Origin of the sequence: Aliiglaciecola sp. M165 (assembly GCF_007197995.1) — a bacterium.
Taxonomy (GTDB): Bacteria; Pseudomonadota; Gammaproteobacteria; order Enterobacterales; family Alteromonadaceae; genus Aliiglaciecola.
In genome coordinates this window covers 337,110-350,210 of record NZ_VKKH01000005.1, presented here as the reverse complement: position 1 = coordinate 350,210, position 13,101 = coordinate 337,110, and the positions used below count along the sequence as shown (strand labels likewise).

The 13,101-nt window shown below is 41.9% G+C and carries 16 protein-coding genes; 8 read left to right on the top strand and 8 right to left on the bottom strand.

The annotated features are described in order from the left end of the window. Positions 1-17 precede the first annotated feature (17 nt). Complete coding sequence (locus tag FM019_RS11740; RefSeq protein ID WP_143836125.1) at positions 18-812, bottom strand: M23 family metallopeptidase; 795 nt, start codon at positions 810-812, stop codon at positions 18-20. Positions 813-1,027: 215 nt separating this feature from the next. On the opposite strand from FM019_RS11740, the gene FM019_RS11735 reads away from it, so the two are divergent. Both FM019_RS11735 and FM019_RS11730 read left to right on the top strand, forming a co-directional pair. Next, a complete protein-coding gene (locus tag FM019_RS11735) occupies positions 1,028-1,237 on the top strand; it encodes a penicillin-binding protein (protein WP_185969267.1) in 210 nt (69 codons plus the stop codon). Positions 1,238-1,273: 36 nt separating this feature from the next. After that, entirely contained in the window at positions 1,274-1,684 is a 411-nt protein-coding gene (locus FM019_RS11730; RefSeq protein ID WP_143836123.1) for a DoxX family protein, read from the top strand. Between the two features lie 17 nt (positions 1,685-1,701). Here the strand turns inward: FM019_RS11730 and FM019_RS11725 are convergent, their stop codons facing one another. From FM019_RS11725 to FM019_RS11705, 5 genes are all read right to left on the bottom strand, one after another. Then, positions 1,702-2,397 carry a substrate-binding periplasmic protein gene (locus FM019_RS11725; RefSeq protein WP_143836122.1) on the bottom strand — a complete coding sequence of 232 codons (696 nt, stop codon included), beginning with the start codon at positions 2,395-2,397 and terminating at the stop codon, positions 1,702-1,704. 71 nt (positions 2,398-2,468) lie between these two features. Next, positions 2,469-3,350, bottom strand: coding sequence for an alpha/beta fold hydrolase (locus FM019_RS11720; protein WP_143836121.1), 882 nt, complete (start codon positions 3,348-3,350; stop codon positions 2,469-2,471). Positions 3,351-3,379: 29 nt separating this feature from the next. After that, complete coding sequence (locus tag FM019_RS11715) at positions 3,380-4,318, bottom strand: hydroxypyruvate isomerase family protein (protein ID WP_185969266.1); 939 nt, start codon at positions 4,316-4,318, stop codon at positions 3,380-3,382. Between the two features lie 269 nt (positions 4,319-4,587). Then, positions 4,588-5,364 (bottom strand): aldo/keto reductase, encoded by a 777-nt coding sequence (locus tag FM019_RS11710; RefSeq protein WP_143836119.1) that lies wholly within the window; start codon positions 5,362-5,364, stop codon positions 4,588-4,590. A 25-nt stretch (positions 5,365-5,389) separates the two neighbouring features. Next, positions 5,390-5,914 (bottom strand): VOC family protein, encoded by a 525-nt coding sequence (locus tag FM019_RS11705; protein ID WP_143836118.1) that lies wholly within the window; start codon positions 5,912-5,914, stop codon positions 5,390-5,392. A gap of 94 nt (positions 5,915-6,008) precedes the next feature. Here FM019_RS11705 and FM019_RS11700 point away from each other — a divergent pair, with 94 nt between their 5' ends. Both FM019_RS11700 and FM019_RS11695 read left to right on the top strand, forming a co-directional pair. Beyond that, a complete protein-coding gene (locus FM019_RS11700; RefSeq protein WP_143836117.1) occupies positions 6,009-6,920 on the top strand; it encodes a LysR family transcriptional regulator in 912 nt (303 codons plus the stop codon). Positions 6,921-7,102: 182 nt separating this feature from the next. Further along, positions 7,103-8,224 carry a zinc-binding dehydrogenase gene (locus FM019_RS11695; RefSeq protein ID WP_143836116.1) on the top strand — a complete coding sequence of 374 codons (1,122 nt, stop codon included), beginning with the start codon at positions 7,103-7,105 and terminating at the stop codon, positions 8,222-8,224. A gap of 262 nt (positions 8,225-8,486) precedes the next feature. Here FM019_RS11695 and FM019_RS11690 read toward each other — a convergent pair whose 3' ends face one another. Together FM019_RS11690 and FM019_RS11685 are read right to left on the bottom strand one after the other, a co-directional pair. Further along, complete coding sequence (locus FM019_RS11690) at positions 8,487-9,737, bottom strand: TonB family protein (protein ID WP_143836115.1); 1,251 nt, start codon at positions 9,735-9,737, stop codon at positions 8,487-8,489. After that, positions 9,730-10,101, bottom strand: a complete 372-nt coding sequence (locus FM019_RS11685) for a BlaI/MecI/CopY family transcriptional regulator (RefSeq protein WP_143836114.1) — start codon at positions 10,099-10,101, stop codon at positions 9,730-9,732. The genes FM019_RS11690 and FM019_RS11685 overlap by 8 nt, the downstream gene beginning before the upstream one ends. 220 nt (positions 10,102-10,321) lie before the next feature. Here FM019_RS11685 and dusA point away from each other — a divergent pair, with 220 nt between their 5' ends. The 4 genes from dusA (at position 10,322) to FM019_RS11670 (ending at position 12,614) form a co-directional block, all read left to right on the top strand. Further along, the gene (dusA, locus tag FM019_RS11680; RefSeq protein WP_143836113.1) at positions 10,322-11,341 is read left to right on the top strand and encodes a tRNA dihydrouridine(20/20a) synthase DusA; all 1,020 of its coding nucleotides are present in this window, start codon (positions 10,322-10,324) and stop codon (positions 11,339-11,341) included. A gap of 224 nt (positions 11,342-11,565) precedes the next feature. Beyond that, positions 11,566-11,832: a hypothetical protein gene (locus FM019_RS11675; RefSeq protein WP_143836112.1), complete on the top strand. Its 267-nt coding sequence runs from the start codon at positions 11,566-11,568 to the stop codon at positions 11,830-11,832. Positions 11,833-11,847: 15 nt separating this feature from the next. Further along, positions 11,848-12,021, top strand: coding sequence for a hypothetical protein (locus FM019_RS20810; RefSeq protein ID WP_185969265.1), 174 nt, complete (start codon positions 11,848-11,850; stop codon positions 12,019-12,021). Between the two features lie 176 nt (positions 12,022-12,197). After that, positions 12,198-12,614, top strand: coding sequence for a MarR family winged helix-turn-helix transcriptional regulator (locus FM019_RS11670; protein ID WP_260681608.1), 417 nt, complete (start codon positions 12,198-12,200; stop codon positions 12,612-12,614). The last annotated feature ends 487 nt before the right edge of the window (positions 12,615-13,101 follow it).

The window sequence follows — 13,101 nt, the reverse complement described above, 5'->3', positions numbered from 1 at the left end:
TTCAATAAATTGTCAGATTAGCGAGACTTACGCTGCCACCAAGGTAATCGTATTGGTTCATCAAACTTTACCGGCAGTGACTCGAAATTGCCGCGGCTTTTCGCCCGATATACCGCGAAATGTAAGTGTGGCATCGAAGAAAATCCAGTATTACCCGAATAGCCAATTAAATCACCTGCTTTTACTTCTTGACCCACTTCGACCACTACACCATTTTGTCGCAAGTGGTAATACTCACCTGTGGTATCATCGCTATGTAAAATGGTCACAAAATTAGCATATCTGGCATAGCGGCGGCTCGCTCCACCCCGCCAATGGCGCTCAGTTAAATCAATCACAGTACCGCCCCGTGCAGCATGCACAGGAGTACCTTCAGGCATGTCGAAATCAAGCGCATATTTTGATGCGCCGCGATGGCTCCATCCTCCACCATACCCTTGCACTACACGAAAATACTCTCCCGCTGCATAAGGTTTTAAATAAACATGGCTGTCATCATGTTGGGCATTCATGTTGCCTGGTGTCCAGTTAAATGCGTTGAGGCTGTATCTAGTCCTTCGCTGCGAGTCTCTTGCGCTAAGTAACAACACTCTCTTGCGCTCTAAGCCTTGCAATACTCTGGTTTGTTCATAGGTGTTTTCATAACTGTCTTTACTAGCAAGGTTTTGAGTGTCGATTGAAATAGTAGAGGTGATTACATAAGGCTTTTTGTTGATCAGATACACTTCAACTTTGTCATCATCTCGCTCAATAGAAAAACATGCCCACTTGTCTATACAATATGCTGATGCGCCGACGTTAAAAAACATCATGCACAACAAGGCAATTAAATGTGTGCTCCGATTAAATATAACGTCCTCCAAAATTAGGTATTGAGCCCGTTTGGGTTTTTGATTTAAAAAAACACTTTTTAGTCTTTTTGTTTCTTGTTTATAGACCTGATTAGCCTGAATAAATTCTCATGGAATTCTTAATTCAACTAAACTGAGCTTTGTTTAGAGACAAGATGCCAAAAAGGAACATCAAAATGAACAAAGATGAGTTACACGCGCTAAAAATTGCGTTTACTTATATGCCACAAGCCATCGAGGTGAATAAATTTGATCACGGAGATAATTATCAAACCATCCTTGATCATATTGAGATTGTCCGCGGTGTGCTTCTTGATAATGATATTGATCCCGATGAGGTTGGAGGTGAAATCAATCCAGGCTCGACCCCCAACTCGTTTTACTGATATGATGTTAAATTATTGTTATAGCTGGAAAATTACATGAAACTGCTAGAACCTGCGATCTTGCTATTAGGGCGTTTTTTGCTTGGGCTGTATTTTATCTTGCCGGGCATTCAGAAAATCACCAACTTTGAAATGATGAGCCAATACATGGCCAAACATGAAGTTCCTATGATTTCTGTATTGTTAGTACTTACCATTGTTCTACAAATTGCAGGTGGACTAATGCTGATTGTTGGTTTTCGGGGAAAACTCGCTGCATTTATTCTGGCTGGGTTGACCTTAGTGATCAGTATCTTTATGCATAATTTTTGGAACTTGCCAGAAGGTGGCAACGTGCAACACGAAACGCAAAACTTTGTGAAAAATATGGCAATTATGGCTGGTTTGCTTGTGCTTGCTGCTCAAGGCACCGGTCGCTTTAGCCTAGACAACAAACTCGCGAAATAGCGCTCAATAGGTAGCAATTAGTCATTAATTTGAAGATTGGGCAAGAGTGGATTGATGGCTTTGATCACCTCTTTGCCGTGTTCGTCATTAATATTACATACAAAGTGATGACTCAATGTATTGATAGTGATTTTGGGCTCAAGCTCGTTTGCTTGATCTGAAAAGCGATTCGTTAAAATGGGCTCGACGATCAACGCCTGGCCGGGGAACAGGTCAATCCTGCCAGCTAACAATTTACGCAGGTTAACCGTATCATCGAAGCCTTCATCCGTTTCTACGGTGCTCAATAGCGCGTCCAATTTTTGTCCATAACTAAAACCACGAGTCACGCCTATTCGGTATTTTAACGCATCTTTTAATTCTAGGAGCTGAATAGGATTATCTCTCCGACCCCACAAATAAGACACATCAGCATGGTAAGGACGAGAAAAGTGCCAACGTTTTAACCGCTCTGTGTTTTTTACCCATCCAAATGAACAGACTTCTCCATTGTTTAACATTTGTTTGATACGGCTCCAGGAAAATATTTTTAATTCAAAAGGATGTCCGGATTTTTTCAATGCACCAAGCACTATTGCTCCATGAATACCGTAGTTTTCGTCGGATAAATCAATCGAGGGCGGAAAATCTGATATCGCCACAACTAGCGTTTGGGCACCTGAAAAACAAGCATGACTCACAAGTACCAATAACACTGCAAAAAATCGATGCATAACAACACTCAACAAGCATGAAACCGTTTTTGTATGGCAAAGCGTATTATGCAACGTCCAATTTAACAAACTTAAGGTGAACTTTTTTTGCCTAAGAATTCCAGGAGCAGCGGGTTAACTACTGAATGATTTTCCCATTGTGGCCAATGACCCGATTGCTCAATGATAATCATCCTGGAATGTGGCAACAGCTCATTCAGCTTTTGTGATGTGACAACGGGTACGATGCCATCCGAATCACCATGAATAATCAGAGTTTGATGGGTTATCTTGGTGACACTCAAAGGTGTAAAAACAAACTCATTGTTTTGCAGTGAGTAAGCCACCTGTTTAATTCCATCTCCTCGGTTTTTTGTCTGATGCTTGGCGAGATTGTCTTGGATTTGTTTGTCAGAGAAATCACTCTCGTATAGAACTCTTTGCATATACTGGGTCATTTGAATGTTTGTCTTGGGCTTCGCTCCACTTATTATTGCTGCTGCTGAGATGCGTTCCGGAAGCCCAAATACAAAAGCGGGTGCAATCAATATTAATGAATCTAAGTGGCTGTTATGAGTTTGTGCATACAGTAAACTCAACCATCCTCCCATTGAATTTCCTATTAAAGTAATTTTGCCCAAATTCAGCCTCTGACGAAGTTTTTCGACTACATCGACATAATACTTCCCATTGTAGGGGACTTTGCTTTTGCCAGAGTCACCAAAGCCTGGCAAATCCAAAGCCACCACGCGAAAATGCCGCGACAAACACTCAATGTTGTGCTCAAAGCGGGTAAGATCTGCGCCCAGCCCATGGATAAGTACCACAGTAGGCCCTTGACCCACATCCACATAATTGACAACAGTGTTATCTATTTCAATTTTTTGATTCGCAAACGCGAGCGTATGCATAAACATAAGAACGATTCCTATTAAAAAACGTCTAGCCAGCCACTTTGCAGCAAAGTTGTTCATGGATTCTCTCCTTTTTTTAGGTTACAAAACTAAGCTGGGTCAATATCTCGCATAGCTTGAATGACTTTTTGCTCGCCCGCTTTTCCATCATGGGAGTTGTCAAACTCCATCCCAATGATGCCGTTAAACCCTTTTTCCTTTATTCGTTTAACAATTGGTGCATAGTTGATTTCACCTACGCCCGGCTCAACACGCCCTGGATTATCTGCAATTTGAAAATAGCCAATTTGGTCGTATGCCGCATCGAGGTTTTCAATTAAGTCTCCGCCGTGAATTTGTTGATGCCAGAAATCGTAAAGCAGTTTGACTGAAGGCATATCCACCGCTTTGGCGATTTGGTAACCATGGGCGATTTCTGTTAAAAAAGTCCCTGGCCAACCTTTGTGGTTGATGGGTTCAACAGCTAGAACCAAGCCTTCTTTTTCTGCCACTTCACCTGCCCATTTAAGGTTTTCGATCATGTTTGCTGTTTGATAGTCACGATGCATAGAAGGGTGAGCTGTGCCTGATAATGTAGTGACATATTTGGCGCCTACTCTTTGTGCTACCTTTGCTGTATCTCTCACCTCTTGCATGAGACGTTCACGTTCTATTTTTGTGTTTAACACGAAAGTGGGTTCTGCGTAACGCATCGTATTGACGATAACCCCCATCTTCATACCGTTGTCTTTAAGTGCTTCACCTATTGCCACTTGTGTCTCGACCGGACGAATTGCCATCCAATTGTCTTCCATAGCGGTAAAACCTTGCTGTGCCATAAAGTGTATTTGCTCAACGGGATTGTCACCTGCATGATGTCTAAACATGCCTTTGTCCGGACTCAATAAACCAAGGTGCGGCGCGAAATGCATGCCAAAGGTATTGGTGTTTTGATTGGGCGTATTATTCGAGTTTATACCCTGTGAAGTTGCAGCAATGGCATCTAACGGGGCTTCTATCTTTTTATCGATAAAGTTTCTACTTTTCATGGTGTTATCCTCAATTTTTTTCATCTTTTGAAAATTGCGAAGTTAAGTAATTTATAAAGGGCATGATAAATAGCACCATCAGAGGCACCATTAACAGACTCATAATCAACGTTCTGATATACACTTCCTGGCCAGATAAGAGGGGATCTAAGGCGAACGCCAAAACAGTTAATAATGGGTAAACACCTAACCAAATACTTACTGTTGAAAGTACAATGTTCTTCATTTTTAAGTTGCTAAAAAGCTGTCGAAATATCATGTTTTGCCCCTTACATTGTTTCCCAAGTTGTAACGTTTTCACGCAAATGGGTAATGCTGGTGGTGCCAGGAATTACGATGATGTTAGGGGAGCGCTCAAGCAGCCATTTAAGTGCTTGCTGAGACGGGAGCGCTGCCCCTTGTTTCATAGGGTGTGCACCTAATGGGCCATAAGGGATGTATGCGATACCTTTCGCAAGTGTATAATCAACCAAGTCATTGTCACCTTGTTCATTTTGATTGAATCGGTTTTGAACAGATGCAATTGCGGCTACCGAAAGCCCAGCATCGAGTTGGTCTCTTGACACATTCGACAATCCAATATGCTTCACTTTTCCTGCTTTTTGCGCCTTAGCAATGGCCGCAACGGATATTTCAATTGGTGTGTTGGGATCCACTCGGTGCAGTTGAAACAAATCAATTTGTTCGACTTTTAAATTGACCAAGGCTTTATCAATCTGCTGAAGCAACATTTTTTCGCTTCCATCTGTGACGATATTTCCTGGTGCGGGTTTATCCACTCCCCCTTTGGTTGCGAAAAATGGTTTCTTGTCTAGATTGCCAAATGCTTCGCCGATGATTTTGTCCGCCCAACCAGGCCCGTAGGCATAGGCAGAATCAAAAAAGTTGACACCCAATGCGCTCGCTTCCTGCAGCAATTCTAAGCCCTGTTGCCAGTTAGGGTATGCACCAAAGTTACTTGGTTGATTGGTTAACCGCATAGCGCCATAACCAATACGGTTAATCGAGTCAGTACCACCCAATAAAAATGTTTTAGACGTGTTCATTAAATATGCTCCTTAAAATGATTGATTAAAGCTTTGCTTCGTACGCAGATAATGGAGTGAGAAACTCGATGTAATTGCCGTTATTATCTTGGATAAAAATCAGGCGTCTTCCAGCGTCTGGAAAGCTTGTTGGAGGAACTACCAATTCAACTCCACGCTTAACTAATTCAGCCGCTACTAGGTCGACATCAGCAACTAAGAAAGCTAAATGGCCAAATCCTCGTTCGTTCAAGGCTTCACCTAAATCCTTTGGTGTCTTTTTGTTTTGGAACTTTGCTGGTGTGCTCACCACTTCGATGATGAAGTCGTTTTTTTCAACGTAGGCCAAACGCACGCCTGGAAATTCCGGTACTGTCCACTCGTGGCGAATGGAAAAATCCAAAACGTTTTGATACCAAGCAATGGTTTCATCGTAGTTGTCAGTCGAAATCATCACATGCTCGGCTTTCATCTGGGACAGAGGATTTGGGCTGTGCTCGACATTTTTAGCAGCAAGGTTTGCCGAAATAGCCAAGGTAGTAATAGAAAATAGTTTTAATAAAGGTTTCATAAGATTTACTCATTAGTTGAAGATGAGTAAATACTAGCGATCTCTTTGAAATACGGTAGACTGATAACAATGATAATTGATATACGTATTATGCATGAGTAAATCTTTTGATCGTTTAAATTTATTGAGCACCTTTGTTCGCATAGCCGAAAGTGGCAGCATTAGTGCAGCTGCAAGAGATTTAGGGATTTCGCAACCTTCAGCCAGTCGGCATCTGGTAGAATTGGAATCGAAACTTAAAACCCAATTGATGCGAAGAAACACCCATTCGTTAGCTCTGACAGACGCGGGTGCTGAATTACTCCTGGATGCGCGCACACTCCTTGCAGATTGGGAATCTTTAGAAGAAAAGCACATTAATTTCGATAGCGAAGTGAAAGGTGCATTGAACGTAGTGGCACCCGTTGCGTTAGGCCAACTGCACTTGGCAAGAATCGCAACAGAGTTTCAATTGCAGCATCCCAACGTCAATTTAAATTGGCAGCTCAATGACGATCAGATCCGTTTTACCGAGGTTGGCTGTGATTGCTGGATAAAAATAGGCGCAGTGCAAGACGACACTTTGATAGTTAAACCTTTGGCAAAAGTAAAACGTGTGCTTGTTGGGGCAAAATCATTAGAGTCAACGTTAAGCGATATAAATATAGACACCATTCATTCCTTACCGATTATCGCTTTAAGTCCATTTGAAGCTCAAACGGTCCCGCTTAAAAAATCAAACAGAGTGGAAAAAATTACGTTTTCTGCAGCCATGCAAACTAACAATATTTTTGCTGTCAAAGAGGCTTGTAAATTAGGTCTGGGTATCGCGGTTATGCCCTTATGGTTTGTTAGCGAAGAACTCGAAAGAGGAGCGCTAATCAATGTGCTTCCACAATGGCAAGCGCCTGAGTTGCCTATCCACATTGCTTTTCTGCCAAATAGATATAAACCTCTGAGATTAAAGTTGTTTGCAGAGCACGTTGAAAAAGAATTGGCGGGTGTTAATGGAATTCAAATTGATTAGGTAAGTATTGCTCACCCATTTCGTTTATTAATAGTACGCACAGTGACATGTCTCCTATTCGTGTGGCAGGTAATTCAATATATACAGCTTATACTTATCTAACAATTCTATTAACTCGCATGATAGATGTTGGCATGCTAAGTTTGGTGAAATTGATCAGTTAACCCTGTTTGGAAAAGTATATGAAAACATCAAAGCAGCTTTTTACCGAAATCACATCTAAAGGTAAGCTCGAAATCACCCTTAAAGAATTAGACGTCCCCACACCGAAACCACACGAAGTCGTTGTTCGTATTGAAGCAACACCCATCAATCCTTCAGATATGTGGCCCATGTTTGGTCCGGCAAATTTGGCTGAAGCAAGTTATGACGCAAATAGTAAAACGTTGAGCGCTCCTGTGCATGAAAGCATGTTAATGCGCATCAAGTCTCGTTTAGACCAAGTTCTGCCAATTGGTAATGAGGGCGCTGGAACTGTGGTAGCAGCTGGAGAAAGCCCTGCTGCACAATCTCTTTTAGGCAAAACCGTTGGTGTATTGTCTGGTGCCACTTATTCTGAATATTGCTGCGTGCCGATCCAGGCATGCCTATTACATAATGAAGGTACAACAGCTGCCCAAGCAGCTTCTTCATTTGTTAACCCACTGACTGCATTGGGTATGGTTGAAACCATGCGCATGGAAGGGCATACAGCGCTAGTGCATACCGCCGCAGCTTCGAGTCTTGGCATCATGCTGAACAAAATCTGTATTGCTGAGGGTGTACCCTTGGTCAATATCGTCAGAAAACAGGAACAAGCAGATATTCTTGAAAAACTCGGCGCTAAATATATTTGTAATTCTTCCAGCGATAGCTTTAAAGCAGATTTGTACAAAGCCATCGACGAAACGGGTGCTACTTTAGCATTTGACGCGATAGGCGGTGGAACCCTAGTTAGTGATATTCTTACCGCTATGGAGATGTCAGGAAGTAAAGACGCAACAGGATTCAATACCTATGGCTCTGCGACAAACAAACAAGTCTACATTTATGGCGGGCTGGATTTTTCTCCTTCCATTCTAAATCGTGCCTATGGCATGACATGGGGAATTGGCGGTTGGTTGTTGATGCGCTTCCTGGCCAAATTAACGCCTGAAAAAATTGGTGCATTGCACAAAAGAGTGGCGAATGAAATCAGCACGACGTTTGCCAGCGAATTTACCGAAGAAATCACCCTGGAACAGGTTATGGATCCGGCGATAATTGCTAAGTACAACGCCAAGAAAACCGGCGAAAAGTATTTGGTAAATCCTAATAAAGGCTAATTGAATCCCTCATTGCAAACTAAAAAGCCCGCGACAAGCGCGATGCCGATCAGTTAAGAATTGTTTTGTGAACGAGGGAGAGAGTAGAACGCTTTTTCTTCCGTCTGAGGCACGGATGCCGAAGTCGAGCCCCCATGGATGGGTATTTGGCGTAAAGTAAAAAGCGTTCTGCTTCTCCTTATCGTAATGTTGAAACATTCGAATTCGCTCAACTGTCCAACATTACGCTACAAGCGGGCTTTAATATTCCGAAAGAACTCAACTAGTCATTCGCTTCGACGGCTATTTGTTCCATCTCCTTTCCTTTAATAAGGCCGGCTTTAGTCTCTGAATCCTTATCTAAAACATAGTCCAACTGAATCAGAACACCTTCTACTTTTTGTGGTACCGGCTCCCAGCGCCATTGTCTCACTGCAATTTTGGTTTGTCTGTCAAAGACCCTTTTAGGCTGTGCATCGACAACTTTCACATTGGATACAGAGCCGTCTGTTTCTATATCCAGCTTGACCACTACTGATCCTTCGATTCCTTCTTCAGCGGCTTGTGTTGGATACAAAGGCTCCACCCGATGCACAGGGCGAATGTCGTCAGTGCCTTTTTCCTGCCCTGCAATGGCAAACTGCATTGTGGTTAGGATGAGTAAACAGGCTGCAATCATTGATAGTGATTTGCCTAGTGATGAAGGTCGCATTGTTTGAATATGTTGTAGTCTAGATTTCATTTCTCGTTTCACTCCATAGCTAACGATATTAAGGTAGGGTCGAGTATTATGTTCAGCGCAGCTAAGCATGGCTTTGGCATAAAGTACTCGGGTGGTTTTATCTTGTTTAGCCAGCACTGATTCGTCACAGGACATTTCTTGGGCGACACGAAAATGACCGAACGCCATCCATGCCAGCGGGTTGAACCAAAATGCGATTAATAATAACTGTGCAAGCAAGTTCCAACGCAGGTCACCCTGTTTTAAATGCTGTAATTCATGTTCCAGCACCAATCGACGCTGTTGCGGGTTAAGGTCTTGCGTAAAGCCAGCGGGCAGCACCAGATAGGGGCGTATTATTCCGCCAATAAATGGACTCGTGATGTGATGGCTCTTAAAAATGTCTAATTTTGCAAATTCTGCGGAAGCTAATTGTCGAATTGCGTCTTTATTTTCTTCGTCTTCTGGTAAAGGCTTAACAGACTTAAGAAAGCTAGCGTGAGCTTTGCGTAATAAGACGGTTAAAAGAATCGCCACAAACGCCCAAACAATGGCAGCAGCCTCTGCGACTGATAATAACGCTTGGTCAATAGACTTAACCGCCGCATCAATATTCACTACATAAGTGAAAAGATCGTTGTTCGACAAGGATGAAAGAGGCAGTAAAGGAAGGACCAGCGAAGCAGGCACCATCCACCACATTTGATAGTAGCCTTTAGCGCCTAGCCATTTGACCAAGGGTTTACGTGAAGCTACTAAAAAAGCCAGCAGTACACTGCTAAGTAGAAAAGCCTGAATCAACCAATCAATCATTGTTTTTCTCCCATTGATCAATGAGCGCTTTAAGCTCGTCTACGTCTTGTTTATTCAAGTTTCCTTTATTGGCAAAACTGGCAACGAGGGGAGAGACACGGCCTTCAAAGAGTTTCTCTAATAGGTTTTTACTCTGCGTATGTTGGTAAGCTTCCCGTTCGATTAGTGGGTAATAAAGGTAGTGACGTTTTTGCTTTTCAAAGCCCAACGCCCCTTTTTTAACTAGGCGATTGAGTAATGTTTTGATGGTTTTTTCGTGCCATTCACTATGCTCACTCAAACGTTCAATGATGTCTGTTGCACTGCAAGGGTGGCCTTGCCATATCACTTCTAGTACTTCAAATTCAGCATTGCTGATGTCCATTCGAATCTCCGATTTATAGATTACGCATGTAATTCTTTATTTAGATTACATTTGTAATCTGAAAATGCAAGAAGAAATTTGGTTTATTATTTTTAGTAAGCAACAAGAATAAAAAAGGGTTTACTGCTAAACGCAAGATCATTTTCAATACGCAGCACGTCCTGTACAATACACACACTAACCGTTCACAAATATTCACTCATAGGCAAACTATTAAATCATGTTAAACCGCACCATCTCTGTCGCGCCAATGCTGGATTGGACTGATAAACATTGTCGTTATTTTTTGCGGCAGGTTTCTCAGCATTCGTTGCTGTACACTGAGATGGTGACTACTGGCGCAATCATTTTTGGAAAAGGTGATTACCTTGCTTTCAATGATGAAGAGCATCCTGTTGCCTTGCAGTTGGGCGGTTCAGATCCTGCCGATATGGCCCGTTGTGCCGCATTGGCCCAAGAAAGGGGTTATGACGAGGTTAACATCAATGTAGGTTGTCCTTCGGATCGTGTTCAAAATGGTCGATTTGGTGCCTGTTTAATGGCTGAACCAGAAACCGTAGCTTCATGTGTCAGCGCGATGCAGGCTGAGGTTGATATTCCGGTAACGGTTAAATCTCGAATCGGCATTGATGAAATGGATGAATATGAAGATCTAACTAAATTCATTGATGTGGTTGCTGCTTCAGGTTGCGAAACATTCATTGTGCATGCTCGCAAGGCTTGGCTAAAAGGTCTCAGCCCAAAAGAGAATAGAGATGTACCGCCGCTAATCTACGATCGGGTTTACCATCTAAAAGAACAGTTTCCTGATCTGCACATCAGTATCAATGGAGGCGTTAAAACTCTAGGCGATGTGGATTTACATCTGCAACACATCGATGGGGTGATGATTGGACGTGAGGTTTACAGTAACCCCTACATTCTTGCAGAAGTAGATGGTCGTTATTATCAGGACGGACATGACGTGCCTTCACGCCACCAGATTGTTGCCAACATGATTGAATACGCTCAAGTCCAGATTGAACAGCACGACGCAAGAATTTGGCATATTGCTCGTCACATGCTTGGTCTTTTCCAAGGTCAGGCAGGTGCCAGAATTTGGCGACGTTATTTGAGTCAAAATGGCACACAGCGAGGAACAGGTGTTGAGTTGTTGAGTCAGGCGCTCGAAACCTTAGATGAAGCGCAAGCTGCAGCGCATAAATATCAAAACGACATTAAAGCAGAGCGCGTTGGTTAAATTAACCAACTGCGCTGGTCAAAAATGCTAAAAAATAAATGCCCCATCAACTTTAGACTTTAGTCTAACAAGTCCTTTTCCAAACGAAAAATAAATTAATACTTTAAAATCAATAGTATATGAATTTTTTTAGTAGTTGGCACAACTATCGCAATAGTGACTGCGACTTAACTAGTAACTGAATAACCAGTTATTAGATTGAAACCACTACTAAGGAAAATGTCATGTTTAAGAAAATCACTACTGCTACTGTTGTTCTTTCAGGTTTGTTGCTTTCAGGTACTGCGAGCGCTAACGAAGTTTCACTAGAACAATTTGTTGGCTCACTTGTTGCCCAAGCCGTTTCAGCAACTAAACAAGAGCTAACTTATAAAGTTCAAGAAGCTGTGTTAACTGCTAACAACAACATCACTATGGAAAGTGAAGAAGAGTTCTTCGCAACTCACGTAACGATTACAGATATGAAAGAAGAAAGCGATCAAGCAGAATAAAGAGAGGTTGCCAGCATGTTTAGTCAAATACATCTGATCACCTTGATTTTTGCACCGGTCATGGCCTACCTAGCAGCAGCACTGATATTCAGTCTTGTTGAAAGTAAAAAAGGTGGCCATGCTTTCTCGGCAAACACATCAAGCAATACCGCCAATATCCGATATCATGACGGTCACAGTCCGCAGTAAAGACCGTCATTATCGTCTTCTTTTGCTCTTAACAATAACGACTTTCCTATTCCGCTCAATTTAACAAATTCAACAAAACGCCATTAAACGACAAATTAAGATCATACTCTCACCTATACTTTGATGAATTGTTGATATATCCTTGATATATCAAATATTGAGTTGAGGTGCTAATTATGAACTTATCTGAATCCATGTCACTACTAGCTGCGTTGCAACTTGCAGCGGTTAAAGCTTCCAAACGTTTGGACCGTTGTTTGAGTCTACATGGTATTAGTTTCAATGAATTTTTGGCTTTACACTTTTTGTCAGAGGCCCATTTAAACACTCTCAATCGAACAGAAATAGCCGAATATTTAGGAATTACCGCGTCGGGTGCCACACGATTATTAAATCCTATGGACAAGAATCGCCTTGTAGAAAAACAAAGCAACCCTCGCGATGCGCGGGTGAGCCTCGTTAAACTGACGGAAACTGGAAAACAGGTGTACAAAGACGCTTTCACCAGTTTTCAGCACAGTGCCGAATCCATGTTGCCTGAAGCGCGTCAGTACCAGATTGAAACAGTGCTGTCTTTTCTTAATAAACTTTAATTAAACGTATTCACTCAAAAAATAAAATCTGCAATCTATTTTGCTTCTGACTCTTGTTAGGCACTGTAAACCTTGGTGTCTCAAGGTTAATTAGTGCATTTTGCTGTTTACTTGTCTTGATGTAGTTGACCTGCTGATTGTCCAAGCGCTAACGCTGTCTTGTTTTGGCCTTATTTACTATTTCACCATGACACGACAAAATGACACGCAGTAGAAAAAAGAATTCCTCAAATCCGACTGTATCGATGTTTTAACCTCACTTTTCAAATTGACCAATCTAGTGGTGAATTTGACTAAATTGCACGCAAGTCTCCAACAGTGCAAATCTTAAAAATATTGTAAATTAAAAAATAAAGCTAATGAAAACAGTTAGATAAATCGTTTTGAAATTTTGGCATGCCACTTGTAATGAATTGGATAAGTTAATAAAAAATTTTGAATCGCCTAATGCAATTCATTATTGACACTCATCAATATCGTGGAGGAT